Origin of the sequence: Undibacterium sp. YM2 (assembly GCF_009937975.1) — a bacterium.
Taxonomy (GTDB): Bacteria; Pseudomonadota; Gammaproteobacteria; order Burkholderiales; family Burkholderiaceae_D; genus Undibacterium.
The window spans coordinates 3758421-3776271 of the sequence record NZ_AP018441.1; the positions used below are offsets into that span (position 1 = coordinate 3758421).

Sequence of the window (17851 nt, forward strand, 5' to 3'; positions counted from 1 at the left end):
GACTGCTACCACTGCTTGCTGATACCCAGTTGTATGCTTTGCGCCTTCAGCGCTGCGAGACCGGGGCTGCCCTTGTGGAATAGTCGCCAGCTACCGCGCTGCTCATAGTTTTCCAGCTTGATATCTACGGTCCAGTCACTCGTCAGTTGCTTGCTGAGCTTGAAGCCAAAAGTCAATGCGCCAAAACCCGACAAGCGCTGGTCAGCAGAAGTAGGCTGGGTAGAGGCGAACTGATAGCCAGGCGGGAAAGGTGCCCCGAGTTGTGCATCATAGACAGGATCAAAATAGAAACTGGCCGCACTTTGGCTATACACACGTAGCGATGGTGTGATTGTCCAGCCTTGAGAAAATGGCTGTACATACTCTGCTGTCAGGGTGTGCGCCTTGACATCGTAAGTGTCGCTGTAATAGCGATAGCTGAAGCGGCCTGTGCCACCAGTGCCCAGGAAATGGTGATTCCAGCGGGCCAACAGGGTAGTCTGGTTACGCTCTCTCGGCCTGCGATCCAGCGCCTTGTAAGGGTCAGAGAAATATCCCTCCCCTCTGCTATGACTGAGCGTCAATTGGGCGATATCTTCGGCAGTCAATATCTGCGTGACACCTGCCATGATGCTGATCGTCTTTTTAGTTTCGTTTTTAACGATCAGGTTGGTAGGATTGATACGGTCATGGCTGCCACCCAGGCCAGCAGTCCAGGTAGTATTTTTATCTTCTGAAGAAAAATTCCAGGTTGCAGACAAGGCACGTGACTCGTAATCATGCTCAGTTGAATATGCGGTACCGACTGTCAGGCTGGCACGCGGGAAGTAACGGGTGAAAGCCACATCACCGGCAGTGCGCTGGTCATTCATGCGCGATGCACCAGAGATCGCAGTATGGTAACGCGGCGATGCACCGGATACGTCGTCTGAAGTCAGCGTGGCATCCAGTGACCAGTCTGCCCCCAGAGGAGTAATCAGTGAAAGCGAAGGCGAGTTTGCCGTGATGCGTTTCAGGCCTGCCTGCTTTTCTTCATAGTTCAGATACTTGAGGCTGAGGCTGGCATGCTCGGGCGGCGTCTCGGCCTTGACAACACCCGGCAATAGCAAGGCGGCAGTCAGCAAGGCTGCACCTATGGTTTGCATATCAGATGAAGCAGGCAAGGTTTCAGATCCGGTCGAGGTAATAAGAGGAACTGAAGTTTTTTCAATAATTTTAGTCATGTCGAAATTCTCTGATTAATTGCAACCACAACCGCCACCACCCACACCAGCACCGCCAGACGCTGATTCGCGGCTGGTGTAGATGTGCTCGCCATAACGGGATTCGAGCCTGTCGTTTTCAAAGGTCATGGCTGTTTTCGCCAGATTGCCTTTTTCCCAGGGCTGTACGGGTTTGATCGTGCCGCAAGCAGACAACGCCAATGCAGCGCTGGCTATCAATAACATCGTCGTGGTTTTCTTTACTATGACCTTCATTTGATTGCTCCCAATGAGGATTTTATTTTTTCTTCCAGCGCCGCCCTGTCTGCTTCCTTGAAACCGGCATGCTCAAAGATGATTTTTCCATCCGGCCCTATCAGCACGCTGCTCGGCATGCCTTTCACGCCATAGCTGCGGGGAGTCGCGCCAGCAGGGTCAAACGCCACGACAAAGCGTGCTGGTGTGGTCGTCAAAAATTGACGGGCATCTTCATTTTTTTGATCGAGATTGACACCGATGATTTGCAAACCCTGTGCGCCGTATTTCGATTGCAGCTCATTCATCCATGGGAAAGACTGGCGGCACGGGCCGCACCATGAAGCCCAAAAATCCAGATACACCACCTTGCCCTGATACTTGGCCAGATTGATATTGCCTTCCACACCCTTGAGATCAAATGCCGGGGCGGTGCTACCTTTATCCAGCGCCATTGCTGACGTTGCCATGAGCAGCGCAGCAATGCCCAGTGCAAAGCGTTTTTTGTATATATTCATAGAGAATTTCATATTCTTTGCCCTATCGTTTTCATATTCTTAAACCTGAAAGCCGGACCGCAGCCCGGCTTTACTGATTAATCCTGTACCCTGGCCTGACGTGTCTGCTTCCTGCGCCAGATGATGACTGCCACAGCGAGCATGACGAGAACCGGCAGCATGGGGTCATTGCCATCGCGGGCAACCGAGCAACCACCGCCGCCTTCATTTCTTGGCGCATTGGCTGTCACCGTAGGGGTAACGGCATTCACCGCAGTACCTGAGAAAGCGATGTTCCAGGTTGTGCTAGTGTCAGAAGAACTGATGACGACGCTGCCATTATTAGTACCTGCATTTGTTGGTGCATAGCTAACCACCAGTTCGCAAGAAGTATTTGCCTGCAGGCTGAATGGGAAGCGTGGGCAGGATGAGCTATCCACCACCGCTGCATAGGCACCACTAAACGCAGCATTTGTCAGCGCAATCGCAGCGCTGCCTGGGTTAGTCAGCGTGAAGCGTTTTACCAGGTTGGCACTGCCTATCGTGGCAGAACCAAAGTCAAAGGATTGCGGGTTGATATTCAGCGTAACAGTCTTGACAGGGATGGCTACGCCAGTGCCCGCCAGCCCCACACTGAGTTGCGCACCACCATCGGTCACTACCAGGACGTTTGCAGTTTTACTACCTGCGCTGCCAGGCTTGAAGCTGGTATCGATGGTACAACTTGCTGCCGGGCTCAGCGTGGCATTTGTGCTGCAAGTACCGGCCAATATAAAGTCATTGAGCTGGCTGCCATTCAAGACCAGGCTGGTGATTTTCAGCGCTGCAGTGCCGGTATTACTCAGCGTGGTAGTATGCTTGGCAGAAGTGGTGCCAACCTGGGTGTCGCTGAACTGTACTGTGCCGGTATCTGACAAGACCGGTTTCGCAACTGCCTGTTTGGTCGCTGTGCCAGTAATAGTTACCTGCAAAGGCGCAGCATTGGATGTCACAGCCAGGCTGGCGCTGACATCACCCTCGACCGTCGGTGTGAATACCACGGGTACATTACAGCTTGCACCAACTGCGAGGCTGCTGCCACAAGTATTACCTGCACCCAGCGTAATTGCTGATGCGCCGCTGATCTTGATCGCTGTGAATGTCAATGCGACGTTGCCGGTATTGGACAAACTGATCTGTTGTGTCAATGGTGAACCAGCTACTGTCTGGGCACCAAAGGCAAGCACGCTGGGTGTTGCGGTAATGGCTGGCGTGGCGGCCGCTGCATTACCTGCCAGGCTGACGACAGCATTACCGTTAGAGGCATTGCTGGCGATATTCAATGCCGCCGCAAAGGCGCCTGCGGTGGCCGGTGTTGCCTGCAAGGTGATGGTGCACTGGCCACCTGCGGCAACTGCAGTCTGTGTACTACAGGTGCCACCAACGACAAAGATACCTGCGTTGGCGCCACTCAAAGCAATGGAACTGAAATTCAATGCTGCCTGACCGCTATTGCTGATGGTAACAGTCTGCAGTGCAGACGCTGCATTCACCAGCAGCGTACCAAAGTTCAGGCTGCTGGCTGACACCGTAAGGCCAGCCTGCGCAGCAGCATTACCAGTGCCGCTAAGCGTAACCAGGCTAACACCGCCCGTTGCATTGTGGTTGATGCTGATGTTGGCAGTACGGTTACCCTGCGCTGTCGGTTTGAACGTGGACAGCACGGTACAACTGGCACTTGGTGCCAGTGAACTGCCACCCGCACAGCTGCCGCCAGCCAAATTAAAGTCGCCCGCTGAGCCACCTGTCAACGCAATTGAGGTGATATTCAAGGCTGCCGATCCAGTATTGCTGAGTGTTGCACTCAGGGCAGTGCTGGTCTGGCCTATGGTCGTTCCGGTGAACACCAGGCTGGCTGGTGACACTGTGGCGATAGGCCCGGCTACGACACTGGGGTTGCCGATAAATGCAGCGAGGTCAGCAATTTCAGCCTGGCTGAATTTATTGTTATATAAACTGCCCATCCCACCTTTGTTTTGTGCAAAAGCATTGCTGATTTCCGTGGGATTATTCGCTCCGCGCAAAATGCCGTTGACGTTATTGGCCGGGCTGGCACCATGGCAGGCAGTACAACTGGTGCCGCCTGCTGTCGGGCCATTCAGGTACAGGCTTTTGCCATTCAGGGCATCAGCGGCATGAGCTGCCGACATGCCGGTAGCCAGCAGTACCAATGTACCGCCCAGCACACCCGCCTGCTGCAGCAAGCGCGTAAAACGAAAATGCAAGTTCATCATAGTTTCCCTTCAATGATTAAAATTTTTTACTGCATGCAAACACCAAGAGCCACTCCATTGAATACGGCATGGGTCAACGCACATAATCGCCAGTCACGCGTAGCTTGGTACATCATCGCCAACAGCAGCCCAGGCAAAAAAACTGTCAGTACTACGTCCCATCCTGATGCCATATGCAAAACGCTGAACGCTGTTGCAGATATCAGCACCGGTATTAACTTCGCGCTGATACCCGAGTGACAAAACCGGCCTATCACGTATTGCTGCAAACCGGCGCGCACAACCAATTCTTCAAGAATTGGTGCCAGCAACAAGAGCCTCAGCAGAGTCGCCGCATCTACTGTCCACAACTGATTTCCACACATCGCTTGCTGAACAAAAAGAGGAGAGATAAGGTTCATCGATAAGCAATGCTGGTGAATTAAAAGAGGTTTTTCTTCGCATGAAAAAATAGACCTCTCCGTTTGTTTCAAGCGGTTAATGCACCAATAATCCAAATTGGTTCAAAGAAAAATTAAATATTTTTTTTGACGCGAGAAAAAGCATCAGCAGTTTGTGAACTTGCAGGGGATTTTTGTGATGGAAATTTGAAGGGGAAATATGGTGAGAGAAGATAAAAAATTTCATCATGGCGATGCGCTACAATCATTTGCGAACACTTGTACTTAGCAACATCTGGCAGATGGCACACCAACCCAGAAAAAATGCATTTTATACAATAAATTCTCATCAAGCTGATGCCAAATATTTTTTACGCCGACATGAACCTTTTCCACCTGAGCAGGTATTAACAGCTAATCGAGGAGAGTGCAGGCATGTTTGAGAATTGGGGATGGCGAGGTAAAACTGACAAGAAACGTCCAGATACCCCGGAAGCGCAGGAAGTTGAATTGATCACTTTGATTGCAAACGCCGATCGCCAGGCGTTTGAGGCCTTGTATCGTCTGTACTTTGGCAGGCTGGCCAGGTTTCTGGACAAAATGACACGTGATACGCATCTGATAGAAGAAATAGTCAACGATACAATGCTGGTCGTCTGGCAAAAAGCGCCCAGCTTTAACCATACTTCCCGCGTATCCACCTGGGTATTTGCGATAGCCTATCGCCAGGCCTTGAAAGCCATCAACAGTTTTGATGAAGCAGTCGAATCCGATTTTGAACATCATGCAGCAGAGACCAGATACGAGCCAGAACATCAGATGTCAGCCCAGCAGCTTGATGCCGACCTGAGCCGCGCCCTGCGTGCCCTGCCCATGGAACAACGCGTTGTCGTCAGCCTCACTTATTATCATGAGATGGGATACAAGGAAATCGCTGAAACCATGGAATGCCCGGTCAATACCGTCAAGACCCGGATGTTCCACGCCAGACAGCGTTTGAGATTCATGCTTTCCGACAGCATGGAGGAAATATTATGAACACGAAAACTAACCAGGCCCATCAATCTGATGAGCCTGACCATAGCCAGGTGCAGGGCTTGTTGCCCTGGTATGCCAACAATACCCTGCAAGCTGATGAACAGCAGTTGGTACGAGCGCATTTGCAAACCTGCACTGCATGTCAGGATGACCTGCAATGGCAACAAAAGCTGAAGGCTGGTGAACCGGCGGCAAGTACAGTTCCCAATGTGGATAGAGCCCTCGCCCGTCTTTTACCAAAGCTGGATGTGCAAGTACAAGCAGCCAAAGTTAACAATACCAATAACTTCATGGCACGCTTGTGGACGCTGTTTACTGCGGATGGCAAGGCTCCTGCGCGTTGGGGAATGGCAGTCATGGCAGCACAAACTGCCGTCATTGTCGGACTGGTCGCGTTTATGGCACTGCCCAGGCAGGACGACAGCAGTTATCGCGTACTTGGCAGCGGTGAGCGTTCTTCCGGTAATATTGTGGTTGTATTCAAACCAGAAACCACAGTCAAAGATATACAACGCATCATGTCCATCAACGACGCCCGCATCATCGATGGCCCGACCGTCACCAATGCCTACCTGCTCAATGTCGATGATGCCAGGCTGGAGCAAAGCATCAGGGAACTGCGCTCTGAGGTGGGGATAGAGCTGGTTGAATCCCTGGGTTCGGGAGCTGCAAAATGAAAGCACGCTGGAATATAAACTGGACCAATAGCCTGAGTAAATTCGGCCTTTGCCTTTTTCTCGCTTTGACAGCAGTAGCAGGCACCAAGCCAGCCAGCGCAGACACTGTCGTCGAACAGGAACAGAACACAGCAAAGGAACCTGAAGCCAAGCGCCGGATACTGGTCATGCTGCACTTGCCTGCCCCGCATTTTCGCCCGGATGTCAGCTATAGCGGCGGTTACAGCAATGATGTCAGCCGCAGCGCACGCCGCCGCATCGCTGAAGAACTGGCACGTGTACATGGCCTGAAACTGCTGGAAGACTGGCCCATGCCAGTGCTGAATGTGGATTGCTTTGTCATGGAAGAAAGCGATGCCATCTCTGAAGAACAGACCATCGCCAACCTGAGCAAGGATGCCCGTGTAGCCTGGGTGCAGACCATCAACACCTTTGATGCACAGGCAAAAAGTGACCCGCTATTCCCGGTCCAGCCTGCGAATAAATACTGGCAGCTTGATGAAATACGCAAGATTGCGACTGGCCGCAATGTGGTAGTTGCTGTCATCGACAGTGGCGTAGAAATCAAGCACCCTGATCTTGCCGGGCAAATCTCGCTGAATCAAAACTTCATTGATAATAATCCTTATGTCGGTGAGAACCATGGCACAGGCGTGGCGGGCGTTATCGCCGCGCGTGCTGGCAATGGCGTGGGTATAGAAGGCATCGCGCCGAATACGCATGTCATGGCCCTCAGAGCCTGCTGGCAAGAGCCAGAAAATAAAACCAGATGCAATAGCTTCACCCTGGGCAAGGCTCTCAATTTCGCCCTGACACAGGGCGTGCAAGTGATTAACATGAGTTTGTCTGGCCCGCCAGACCGCCTGCTGAAGCAATTGCTCGATGCTGCCATTTCCCGCAATATCAAGATAGTCGGCGCCATGGACCCCAACCGTGCCGATGGTGGCTTCCCGGCTTCACATCCTGGTGTGTTTGCGGTAGCTGACAGCAAAACCAGGTTGCTGACGAATGACATACTGGTAGCACCAGGGCGTGATATTCCTACGACTGCGCCGGGGGCACGCTGGAGCTTTGTTTCTGGCTCGTCTTATTCGGCCGCGCATATCTCGGGCATGATGGCCTTGCTCAGTGAACTGAAGCCATCGGCCAGCCTTGCGCAAATACGTGCAGACCTGGTGGTCAATCCTGTGAATCAGGGTGACGCCAATATCAGCGGGCAAGTCAACCTGTGCGCAACTCTCAGCAGGCTGACAAATAAATGTGCCTGCTCTTGCCATTTGACGCCCTCTTCAGCAACAGCAGCACATCAACCCTAGCAGACATACGATATATCCCATGTATCTTCATTAAGGAATGGTATTGCTTAAATCTTGCGTGATCCTGATCTTTTCCATCTTTGCTCTTGCTGGCAAGGCATGCGCACAAGTCAGTGGCAGTATCACGCTTGCTTCCGACTATAGCTATCGCGGTATCTCGCTGAGTAACGAGCAGCCGGTGGCGCAATTAAACCTGGTCTATGATGCGCCAGACGGCTGGTATGCCGGTGCTTTCGGCTCAAAAGTTAAACTGAATGGGAATAGCAGTGATGGTGAACAAATCTTGCTGTATTCAGGATTTTCTCAACGGCTGCGCAGCGGCTTGATCTGGGAGGCTGGCGCTACTGCGGCACTTTTCCCCAAATCTACCGACCTTAATTACGGCGAAGTGTTTACCGGTCTGATGTTCGATAATCTCAGCGCAAGAATTTATTACTCTCCCAATTACATTGGACTTAATAGCAAGACCCTGTATCTGGAAGCCAATGCAGACTACCAGTTGCAAGAGCGTCTGGATCTGTTTTCCCACATAGGCTGGCTGGTTTATCCAGATGGTAAAGTCGGGCAGGTCAACCGCAACCGCGTGGATGTGCGCATAGGGGTAGGCAGCAATTTCTCTTCCTGGAAGTTGCAACTGGCTTACGGCATCACCAGACCACAGCAAAGTTACGGCACAGGAAAGTACCAGAACAATTCCCGCAACAGCCTGGTATTCAGCGCCAGCTATTTATTCTGACGACCTGCCATGTCGGCAATCAGACAAAACAGGCAAATATCACCAGACACCTTTTTTTTTCTTCATAAAGCACTATTTTTCAAGCAAATATTGCAATGCAAAAATAATGCTTACAAATTAAGCAGGCTAGCGCTAGAATGCGTTATTAACAAATAATGCTGCATTGCGCCATTTTTATTGCAATATGCTGCTTCAATGCTATCTGTCTTCTTGATGCCTCATCCCACACTCTGGAGAGTTTCATGTCTTTGCTTACTGAACAATTATCATCTGCTGCCCAGAATCAATTGGCGAAACAAATTGCCGTTTTCCAGGCCTGGTCACATCTGGCCTTTGGCAGTCTGGAAAAGCTGATCGCCCTGAATTTCAATACCGCCAAACAATCACTGGAAAATGCAAATAGCGCGACCCATGAACTGTTTGCGGTCAAACAAGCGCAAGAATTGCTGGACTTGAGCCGCTCGCAGGCTCAGCCACAATTTGAAAAAATCCTGTCTTATGGCCGCGAACTGGCCGCCATCAGCATCGATACCCGCACAGAATTGTGGCAAATCGTCAGCAAGCAAGGCAATGCTGAAATAGTCACTACAGTTGCCGTTGCTACGCCAGCCCTTAAAGCCGCGCCTGCCGCAGTTACAAAATCAGTCGTTGCAAAACCAGCCGTTACAAAACCAGCGGTCAAAAAACTCGCTGCCAAACCTATTGCAGCGACCAAGCAATTGACTTTGCTGGCTGAGCCAGAAGTCAAAAACGCAAAAACACCTGCCAAACCGAAAGCTGTTGCCAAGGTGGCAGAAAAGCCGGTAGCCAAAGTCGCGGACAAAGCACCTGCGGCGAAAGCAGAAGTAAAACCGGCTGTAGCGAAACCATCTGAAGTCAAGCCAGAAACGGCCAAACCAGTAGTGGCAAAATCAAGCAAAGCAGCCAAAACTGAAGCTGCAAAAAAACCTTTGAAAACCAGCACAACAACAGTTGAAGCTGCACCAGCTCCCGTTCCAGTCGTCACGCCGGCAGAACCATTGCCAGCAGCAACGACATCTACCATAGAAAAAACTTTGGACAAGAAAACTACCCCGGCTAAAAAGCCAGCAGCAAAAACTGAGGCTACAGAAACTACCACAGCAACAAAAGCAGATAACAAACCTGCCGCCAGTACTGAGAAAAAATCTGCTGTGAAATTTCCATTTCCAGCCACGCCAAATTTGAAGAAGGCACCTGGCTTTCCAGCCAATAACGGCAAACCAGCCTACAAGGCAAAATCCAGCGCCGCCACAGGTGCGAAGAAGCCAGTTCGTCAGTAATTAAAACGGGCAATAAATTAAGCCGCGGTGCTGATCAGCTTTGATCGGCATTGCGACTTTATCACATCTGCTGACTGTCTCTACCCCTTATTCATCCTGACGGCTGCCCTTGCGATAATCAGAAGGGCTACTGCCAGTCCAGTGTTTAAATGCGCGGCAAAAACCAGTGGCATCGAAAAAGCCCAGATCAAAAGCCAGCGCTGCTACTCCCACGTTTGAATTTGTCAGCCTGTGGACGGCAATATCGCGTCGCAGCCCATCTTTCACTGCCTGGAAATGTGTTCCTTCCTCTGCAAATCGGCGGTTCAGAGTGCGCACCGAAGTATGCAATACCTTTGCTAGATCCTGTATTGTCACTGGCTGGGCAATATGCGGTTCAAGGTATTCGCGCGTTTTGGCCACAAGCGAAGCGCGGTGAAATGCACTGAAGGTCCAGTCTTCCGGCGCACGTTTCAGGAATGCCCATAGCTCGTGCTTCTCGCGTTTGAACAGCTCAGCACAATCCTGGTATGAAAAATAAATACTCGTCATGCCAGCATCGAAGCACAGCTCGCCGGGATACAGGAAGGCATAATCCTCCACATGCCTGGGCCTGGCAAAGCTGAACTCGACCCGGTGCAGGTTGATCTCCCTGCCAAGCAACCAGGATGCAATGCCGTGTATCAGCTTTATCATCAACTCATGCCCGAGTGGAGTGACCTGTGTACCGGGCGCTCTTTCCACCAGAGCCAGCCTTACCAGATTATTTTTGGTTGAAATCTGCAGCCGGTAATCATCCAGCAGCAGATTCCAGAAACGGACAAAACGATTCAAAGCGACCAGCACGGTTGGTGCATCCAGCAGGCTGAGCATGAGGTACTTCAGGGTACCAGTGCGAATAGGCCGGGACCACAAGCCCAGCATCTCGTCATCCAGTGTCGCCGCAACTGTCCTGTACAGCGCGACGTATTGCTGACGTGTCAGCCGCGCATCAGGCTGGTGGAGCAGAGACTGGGGGATAGCCGCGCTCGCCAGTACCTGCGCGGCCACTTTTTCTCCATGATGGGTACGCACGAAGTGCAGCATGCCATGCAGGAAGTGGGCCGAAACAGTAAGAGTGCTTTGCCAGGATAACGTCATAGTTCTTTCATTATGGCGCATTTTGCATATTCATTGGCGTGATGTGCCGATTTTTTATCTACCATCACCCTATACTGATTCATGATTTCAACAACGACCTTGGTGTGCGTTTAGCCGCCGCATGGCGTATTTTGCCTATCGCTGTCTGCGCATTTTCACCGATCAAAACAGGAGCATGATGTGAATACAAGACGAATTGTCGTGACAGGCATGGGTATGGTGTCGCCGCTGGGCTGTGGTGTCGAAACTGTATGGCAACGCCTCTTGAATGGGCATTCAGGCTTGGCTTTACTGCCTGAAGAAGTCACTGAAGGGATAGCAGCCAAAGTCGCTGGTGTCGTGCCCGACTTGTCGCCAGACCGCCCCTGGGGATTTGACCCTGCCCTCTCCGTGGAACCCAAGGACCACAAGAAAATGGACAGGTTCAGCCTGTTTGCCCTGGCCGCAGCGCAAGAGGCTTTGATCCAGGCGCGCTGGCAACCCGGCACCGACAGTGAACGTGAAAGAACGGCCACCATCGTCGGCTCAGGCGTGGGCGGGTTCGGTGCCATCGTCGATGCCGTGAGAACCACTGATGGTCGTGGACCAAAACGGCTTTCGCCTTTTACCGTCCCGAGTTTTCTGGCCAATATGGCAGCTGGACACATTTCCATACGCCATGGCTTTCGTGGCCCATTGGGCGCACCTGTCACCGCCTGCGCCGCCAGCGCGCAGGCGATTGGTGATGCAGCGCGTCTGATACGTGCAGGTGAAGCTGATATTGCCTTGTGTGGCGGGGCCGAGGCCTGCATTGACCGTGTCAGCTTTGGCGCATTCGCTGCCGCAAGAACCATGTCCACCAACTTTAATGAACATCCCACCCAGGCATCGCGCCCCTTCGATATGGAGCGTGACGGCTTTGTCATGGGAGAAGGAGCAGGCATGCTGGTCATTGAAGAACTCGAACATGCCTTGCGCCGTGGTGCCACGCCAATCGCTGAGCTGCTGGGCTATGGCACCAGCGCTGACGCGTATCACATGACTTCTCCGCCCGCTGACGGCGACGGTGGCCGACGCGCCATGGAACTGGCGATACGCCAAGCCGGGCTAGTGCCCGGACAGATCGGGCATTTGAACGCCCACGCAACATCCACACCAGTCGGCGACATCAGTGAGCTGGCCGCCATCAAGGCAATATTCGGGAGTGATCGCGGCCCCGCTGTATCTGCCACCAAATCATCAACAGGACATTTGCTAGGAGCAGCAGGCGGTGTGGAAGCGATCTTCACCGTACTTGCCCTGCGTGACCAGATGGCACCGCCGACATTAAACCTGGCACAGCAAGATCCGGCAGCGGATGGCATAGTCATAGTCACCGGAGCGGCCCGTAAAATAGCAACGGACTATGCCATCTCCAATGGCTTCGGTTTTGGTGGTGTCAATGCCAGCCTGGTATTTCGTCGATTTTGATTTTTATGGAGAGCTGGCAGAAGAATTGAAATGCAGGCATACATGAAAAATGTATCTCTAAAGCAAAAATTATACTTTTTCCCCGTCATTTAGCTCTGAAATTGCCTTGCAGTGTCATTTGATCGCTTAGAATGAATCAAACATCTGGCGATAATAAAATGAATCTTTACCAGTTAGCGGGCGTATTGTGCACAGTGGGTACCTTTACAATGAGTCAAAGTGTATATGCACAAGAACCCATCACAGTTGCCTGGCGCATCAAACCGCCGCATCAATACCTGGAAAATGGTGTGGAAAAAGGCGTATTGCTTGAGCGTGCCAAACAGGTCTTCAGCAATGCGCAAATCCCGCACCGTTTTGTCGAAGAACCGGCAAAACGTATATGGAGTAATTTTTCCGGCGGCACCAAGAATTATTGCTCATTTGGCTGGTACCGTATCCCGGAGAGAGAAGCCCTGGTGCAGTTTTCCGAAGTCTTTCATACTGATCCGCCGCATACCCTGCTGGTCAGCCCGGTTGCCGCCAAACAGGTCGCAGCACACCGCACACTGAAGTCACTGATGTCCGACCCCAGCCTGACGCTGGGCATCGTTGATGCAGTCTCTTATGGCCCTGAACTGGATGCCATGTTTACGACCACTAAAAACAAGGTCGAACGCAGCACTACCCTGCCCATGATCATGGCCCGCATGGTAGCTGCCAATCGCGCATCCTATATGCTGATAGACAGGGAAGACTGGGAATACCTGAAGGACAAGGAAGAAAGCCTGAGTCAGACCACGCAAATGGATTTGCAAGGCATGCCTGCAGGCTTGAACCGCTACATTGTTTGCAGCAAGGATGTCACAGCAGAGCAAATGCGCAAGATCAATACGGCTTTGCTCAAGATTTACCCGGTGAGAAAATAATAACCTGGCTAAGCCAGCTTTTCCCACTCATCTCTGAGCAATGCGTACATGGCGATATCGCGGTGTTTGCCACGTGAGAATGTGGCACCGCGTGCAATGCCTTCTTTTTGAAAGCCACAATTGATCGCCACTTTTTCTGAAGCGATATTGTCAGTGTTCATGTGAATTTCAAGACGGTTGATGAGCATCGTACTGAACAGATAATTCCTGAGTAATTTGACAGCCTCGGTCATGATGCCTTTACCGTGCAGGTTCTTGACGAACATGCCATAACCGATTTCGCGGGAATTGAAATAAGGTACAGTCTTGAAATGGAAAACACGGCCTATGATTTTCTCATTTTCATCAATGATCAAAAACGTCTCGACCTGCTCTTTGGAACGTGATTCATCTTCAAATTTCTTCTCTGCCACACCTGGCAACATCAATTCCTGGGACAAAAAATCACCCTTGGCATCGGGGTGATTCATCAAGTCCAGCAAGGTCATGACATCTTCTTTCCTGACGTGGCGCAGGTGAAAGCAACTTCCTTTGATCATGCATACACTCCTGTGTTGAACAATAGTACTGATCGTCAATATTCAGAATGGACAAAGGCTAGTGACAAGAGTTCCCGAAGCACCTGGGAATATGCAAGGAAGCTTAGGTTTCCAGCAAACGCCTTTGCCTTTCTTTTTCTTCAAAGATGGCAGACTCGATTTCTTCCATGACCGCACCCAGATCAACCGGGCGGGTATCTTGTGCGACGATGCCGGTCAATACCGTTTCTGGAGTCAGCAAGCCTGCGGTATATAGCTTCCAGATTTCCTTGCCAAACTTTGTACCATTGAGCTCAGGTGCAAACTGGCCAAAATAGGTCGCCAGATTGTTCACATCGCGTTCCAGCATGACGCCTGCTTCGGTATTGCTGGCGGCATCTATCGCCTGCGGCAGATCGATAATCACCGGTCCTTCTTCATCGACGAGGATATTGAATTCAGACAAATCGCCATGAATGACACCGGCACATAACATCAGCACAACCTGATGCAATAACTGGGCGTGGTATTGGCGTGCCAGCTCTGGCGTCAATTCCACATCGTTGAGGCGGGGCGCGGCATTGCCGTCGGCATCTGTCACCAGGTCCATCAACAATACGCCTTCATGGCAGATATACGGCCTGGGGACTTTGACACCGGCGGCAGCGAGACGATACAGGGCATCGACTTCGGCGTTTTGCCAGACTTCTTCCTGCATCTTGCGGCCATAGCGCGTGCCTTTTTCCATGGCGCGGGCCTGACGGCTGTTCTTGACCTTGCGGCCTTCCTGATAAGAAGCGGCGTTTTTAAAGCTGCGCTGGCTGGCTTCTTTATAGACCTTGGCGCAACGAATTTCTTCGCCACAGCGCACGACATATACGGTGGCTTCCTTGCCACTCATGAGCTGGCGCATGACTTCGTCGATCAAACCTTCTTCCTGCAGGGGCTGCAGTCGTTTTGGTGTTTTCATCCGGTCAGCGTGCTCAGGCTTTGCGTGGCTTGCCGCCAGTTTTTACCAGTTTGACGGGTGCATGGCCGCGTGACTTGTTGCGCATGTCGTAGATGGTCTTGGCGTCCTGCTCGGCGCGCTCTTGCGTACGCATTTCAGCAATATCGTCATGCAGGGTAAAGAAGTCAGCGGCCTGGGCGCGCATGACATGCTTGATGGCCTCGTCATCGCTGAGGTCAAATCTCTCTGTCATTAAAGTCGTGACTTCATCCAGATATTCTTCATAGGTCATCATGCTGGTTTTTCCTGTCTGTCATGAAGTGCGTTTGGAAACTGCGGCTGTGGACTTATTACATCCATGGCAATTTTTATAACGAATGTGGTCAATAAGGTAGGCTAACTTCATAGCGCTGATTATGCTCATCGCGCCTGAAAGATTACGCCGAAAGACCAGTATTGTACACGTGCTACCCGCTGACAACGGTGTTGCGCCTGTTCTCGGCTACAATGCCGCCTTCCCTGAAAAATTACAGCCTGGATATTATTGTATGAGTATCATCATCCATGAGGCCTTGCGCGCCTATATAGACCCCCTGACCGAGCATGAATTTACTGCTCTGGAACGCAGCATCCTGACGGAAGGTTGCCGTGACGCCCTGGTATGCTGGGGTGAGATCCTGATAGACGGGCATAACCGCTATGCGATTTGCCAGCGCCATAACCTGCCCTACAATATTGTTCAAAACGACAACTTCAGCAATATCGAAGATGTTCAATTGTGGATGATAGATAACCATCTGGGTCGCCGCAGCGTGACTGACTTCCAGCGCGGCATGCTGGCCTTGCGCAAAAAAGAAATCGTGCTGGCCCGCATGAAGGCACAGGAAGAGCAGGCTCCCTCAGACAATGCAGAGAGCGAAGTCGCCGTCCCGGTTGTCAAACCTACCCAAAGCCGCCAGGAAATTGCCCGTCTGGCAGGCATCAGCAGTAATGCCGTGGTACAGATAGAAAAAATTCAGAAAGCTGCAGCACCTGAACTGGTACAGGCCGTGCGCGATGGCACTATCTCCATCAGCGCAGCCGCAGCGATTGCCTCCCTGCCCAATGAAGATCAGGTTGCCGCTGTAGCAGGTGGCCGCAAGGAATTGCAACAGGCCGCCCGCCAGGTCAGGGAAAAAGTACGCGAGCAAAAAGCCCCGGCCAAGCCTGTTGCCGCTGAAGCCAGCGCACCGGCTGCTATGGAAGGCAGGCAAGACAGTACCAGCAGCAATGTCAGCAATGCGGATGAACTCAACAGCCTGCGCCAACAAGTCTTGCATCTGAAAACTGAAAACAGTGAATTGCTGAGCCAGATTGCGGCACTGAAGGCCCAGTTGGCAGATTGAACAGAAACTTAAAGGTGACGGATATGAAAAAACCCCGGCAAAGCCTGTCCAGCCTGTTCCTGAAGCAGGTGCCAGCAGCTGAGCGCGCGCATATCCGCTGTCTCGAAGAAATACAAAAAGCGCACGAGGGCCGCCCCTTTCATGTCGATGATGGCAATCTGCGTATCATGTATCTGAACCCCAAGTGCATGCAAAGCGTGATGAAACTGGATGCGCCGGATGAACTGGTCTGCGCCTACTCACGCACGGTCATGGGCTTGCTCATGTTCCACCCGCAGCCTCGTCATATCCTGTTGATAGGTCTGGGCGGTGGCTCACTGGTTAAATACTGCTATCGCCATTTGCCAGACTGCCGCATCACCGTGCTGGAAATCAATGCCGACGTGATCGCCATGCGTGAGTTGTTCATGCTGCCGCCGGACGATGAACGCCTGCAAGTCATCCATTGCGATGCAGTGACCCACTTGCAAGACAATACTTATGATGCCGACGTCTTGCTGCTGGATGCCTATGATGAAAATGGTCTGGTAGCGGACTTGAACACGGCAGAATTTTATGCGATCTGCCATGCCAATCTGGTGGAGAATGGCATCATGGTTGCCAATGTCTGGGGCAAGCCCAGTGCCCTGGCTGGCATGCTCAGCCGCTTGCGCCAGCAGTTTGCACGCCAGGTCAGTTGGACGCGTTCACCTGACAGCTACAACCTCATTGTGTATGCCATCAAGGGTGCATTGAATCAGGTCAATGAACATACAATAAAGGCTTTGTCAGACCAGCATCCATCCTTGCAATTTTCTTCATTGCAGGACAAGCTGCTCAGCCTGCCCTTGTCTGCCGATTACGCTGATCCAGAAGAAGAACTGGCAGCACTCAAACTAAGCCTGTCAACCATCATGGTGCCAGACGCCAATGTCCCGCAAAACTATGCAGACTGGAAAAAGCAGGCTGCCCAATAAAAAGCATGTAAGGAAACCCGACAAGCGACGACCAATGAATATCCACCCACTGAGGATAGTTCATGAAAGCCCTGCTCTTATTTGGCGTTTTTCCCTGCGCAGTTAGCAATATGCAAGCCGCAGAAATCTGTAGTAAATCCAGCCCTGCACACACCGTTGCCCTGCTTGAGTTGTATACCTCTGAGGGTTGCGACAGTTGCCCACCCGCCGACAAAACCATCAGTCGTCTGTATCAAAGCACGGGCTTGAACAGTGAGCAAGTCATTCCCGTTTCCCTGCATGTCGATTATTGGGATTACCTGGGCTGGAAAGATGTGTTTGCCAAAAAGACTTATACCGACAGGCAAAGAACTCTGGCTGATCTGGCGAATAGCCGCACTGTTTATACGCCAGAAATCTTCATCGCTGGCAAAGAACTGCGTAGCTGGCGCAATGGCATGGCAGATGACATACGTCGTATCAATCAACAAGCTGCCACGGCATCATTGCGTCTGGGCATAGAAAAACTGGCAGATAGCAAGCTGTTCTTCACGATTCAAGGCAATAGCAGGCAAGATGCAAAGCTGCATTTTGCCCTGCTTGAGCAAGGCCTGGTCAGCAAGATACAGGCAGGCGAAAATCGCGGAGCCACTTTACAGCATGACTTTGTCGCCAGGGAATGGGGTGATGCTTATCCACTCAGCGCTGGCAAGGCAGCAAGCTTTGCCGCCCAACTGAGTGTACCCGCCAATGCCAAACGCAAGAACCTGTCAGTGCTGGCCTTTGCCCAGGACAAACAAGGCAATGTCCTGCAGGCGCTTAGCCTGCCGCTCTGTGAGGCTCTGCAGCAATAACACCGCTCACGCCAGTTTTTGGGTGGCTGGCGACAAAATTCACAGGCCTGGTCTTATTTTTTAAGCAAGCAAGGCATAAA

At 51.8% G+C, this 17851-nt stretch carries 19 protein-coding genes; 10 read left to right on the forward strand and 9 right to left on the reverse strand.

The annotated features are described in order from the left end of the window. Nucleotides 1-5: 5 nt before the first annotated feature. The 5 genes from UNDYM_RS16915 to mrtJ form a co-directional block, all read right to left on the reverse strand. A complete protein-coding gene (locus tag UNDYM_RS16915) occupies nucleotides 6-1202 on the reverse strand; it encodes a DUF3570 domain-containing protein (protein WP_232063518.1) in 1197 nt (398 codons plus the stop codon). A gap of 15 nt (nucleotides 1203-1217) precedes the next feature. After that, entirely contained in the window at nucleotides 1218-1457 is a 240-nt protein-coding gene (locus UNDYM_RS16920) for a DUF4266 domain-containing protein (RefSeq protein WP_162042075.1), read from the reverse strand. Continuing rightward, nucleotides 1454-1954, reverse strand: coding sequence for a TlpA disulfide reductase family protein (locus UNDYM_RS16925; RefSeq protein ID WP_232063519.1), 501 nt, complete (start codon nucleotides 1952-1954; stop codon nucleotides 1454-1456). The genes UNDYM_RS16920 and UNDYM_RS16925 overlap by 4 nt, the downstream gene beginning before the upstream one ends. A 77-nt stretch (nucleotides 1955-2031) precedes the next feature. Further along, nucleotides 2032-4203 (reverse strand): choice-of-anchor D domain-containing protein, encoded by a 2172-nt coding sequence (locus UNDYM_RS16930; protein WP_232063520.1) that lies wholly within the window; start codon nucleotides 4201-4203, stop codon nucleotides 2032-2034. Nucleotides 4204-4232: 29 nt separating this feature from the next. Further along, nucleotides 4233-4679 (reverse strand): JDVT-CTERM system glutamic-type intramembrane protease, encoded by a 447-nt coding sequence (gene mrtJ / locus UNDYM_RS16935; protein WP_232063521.1) that lies wholly within the window; start codon nucleotides 4677-4679, stop codon nucleotides 4233-4235. A gap of 342 nt (nucleotides 4680-5021) precedes the next feature. Here mrtJ and UNDYM_RS16940 point away from each other — a divergent pair, with 342 nt between their 5' ends. The 5 genes from UNDYM_RS16940 to phaP all read left to right on the forward strand — a co-directional run bounded on the left by UNDYM_RS16940 (nucleotide 5022) and on the right by phaP (nucleotide 9654). Beyond that, nucleotides 5022-5624 (forward strand): RNA polymerase sigma factor, encoded by a 603-nt coding sequence (locus UNDYM_RS16940; RefSeq protein WP_162042077.1) that lies wholly within the window; start codon nucleotides 5022-5024, stop codon nucleotides 5622-5624. Then, nucleotides 5621-6301, forward strand: coding sequence for a zf-HC2 domain-containing protein (locus UNDYM_RS16945; protein WP_162042078.1), 681 nt, complete (start codon nucleotides 5621-5623; stop codon nucleotides 6299-6301). Before UNDYM_RS16940 ends, UNDYM_RS16945 begins: the two co-directional genes overlap by 4 nt. Beyond that, a complete protein-coding gene (locus tag UNDYM_RS16950; RefSeq protein ID WP_162042079.1) occupies nucleotides 6298-7617 on the forward strand; it encodes a S8 family serine peptidase in 1320 nt (439 codons plus the stop codon). The genes UNDYM_RS16945 and UNDYM_RS16950 overlap by 4 nt, the downstream gene beginning before the upstream one ends. Before the next feature lie 43 nt (nucleotides 7618-7660). Further along, on the forward strand, nucleotides 7661-8353 hold the full coding sequence (locus UNDYM_RS16955) for a TorF family putative porin (RefSeq protein WP_162042080.1): 693 nt from the start codon (nucleotides 7661-7663) through the stop codon (nucleotides 8351-8353). A gap of 242 nt (nucleotides 8354-8595) precedes the next feature. After that, nucleotides 8596-9654, forward strand: a complete 1059-nt coding sequence (phaP, locus tag UNDYM_RS31250) for a phasin family protein (RefSeq protein ID WP_162042081.1) — start codon at nucleotides 8596-8598, stop codon at nucleotides 9652-9654. Nucleotides 9655-9741: 87 nt separating this feature from the next. On the opposite strand, the gene UNDYM_RS16965 is transcribed toward phaP, so the two are convergent. Next, nucleotides 9742-10773, reverse strand: a complete 1032-nt coding sequence (locus UNDYM_RS16965) for an AraC family transcriptional regulator (protein ID WP_162042082.1) — start codon at nucleotides 10771-10773, stop codon at nucleotides 9742-9744. Between the two features lie 180 nt (nucleotides 10774-10953). On the opposite strand from UNDYM_RS16965, the gene fabF reads away from it, so the two are divergent. Both fabF and UNDYM_RS16975 read left to right on the forward strand, forming a co-directional pair. Further along, nucleotides 10954-12222: a beta-ketoacyl-ACP synthase II gene (gene fabF / locus UNDYM_RS16970; RefSeq protein ID WP_162042083.1), complete on the forward strand. Its 1269-nt coding sequence runs from the start codon at nucleotides 10954-10956 to the stop codon at nucleotides 12220-12222. Between the two features lie 209 nt (nucleotides 12223-12431). Next, the gene (locus UNDYM_RS16975; RefSeq protein ID WP_162042084.1) at nucleotides 12432-13130 is read left to right on the forward strand and encodes a transporter substrate-binding domain-containing protein; all 699 of its coding nucleotides are present in this window, start codon (nucleotides 12432-12434) and stop codon (nucleotides 13128-13130) included. Between the two features lie 8 nt (nucleotides 13131-13138). On the opposite strand, the gene UNDYM_RS16980 is transcribed toward UNDYM_RS16975, so the two are convergent. The 3 genes from UNDYM_RS16980 to UNDYM_RS16990 form a co-directional block, all read right to left on the reverse strand. Continuing rightward, complete coding sequence (locus tag UNDYM_RS16980) at nucleotides 13139-13669, reverse strand: GNAT family N-acetyltransferase (RefSeq protein ID WP_162042085.1); 531 nt, start codon at nucleotides 13667-13669, stop codon at nucleotides 13139-13141. A gap of 103 nt (nucleotides 13670-13772) precedes the next feature. Further along, nucleotides 13773-14618 (reverse strand): PA4780 family RIO1-like protein kinase, encoded by an 846-nt coding sequence (locus UNDYM_RS16985; RefSeq protein ID WP_162042086.1) that lies wholly within the window; start codon nucleotides 14616-14618, stop codon nucleotides 13773-13775. A gap of 13 nt (nucleotides 14619-14631) precedes the next feature. Next, on the reverse strand, nucleotides 14632-14889 hold the full coding sequence (locus tag UNDYM_RS16990; RefSeq protein WP_162044671.1) for a hypothetical protein: 258 nt from the start codon (nucleotides 14887-14889) through the stop codon (nucleotides 14632-14634). 256 nt (nucleotides 14890-15145) lie between these two features. On the opposite strand from UNDYM_RS16990, the gene UNDYM_RS16995 reads away from it, so the two are divergent. From UNDYM_RS16995 to UNDYM_RS17005, 3 genes are all read left to right on the forward strand, one after another. After that, a complete protein-coding gene (locus UNDYM_RS16995) occupies nucleotides 15146-15982 on the forward strand; it encodes a hypothetical protein (protein ID WP_162042087.1) in 837 nt (278 codons plus the stop codon). Between the two features lie 23 nt (nucleotides 15983-16005). Next, a complete protein-coding gene (locus tag UNDYM_RS17000) occupies nucleotides 16006-16938 on the forward strand; it encodes a fused MFS/spermidine synthase (RefSeq protein WP_162042088.1) in 933 nt (310 codons plus the stop codon). A 62-nt stretch (nucleotides 16939-17000) separates the two neighbouring features. Continuing rightward, entirely contained in the window at nucleotides 17001-17771 is a 771-nt protein-coding gene (locus UNDYM_RS17005) for a thioredoxin family protein (RefSeq protein ID WP_162042089.1), read from the forward strand. Nucleotides 17772-17851: the final 80 nt, after the last annotated feature.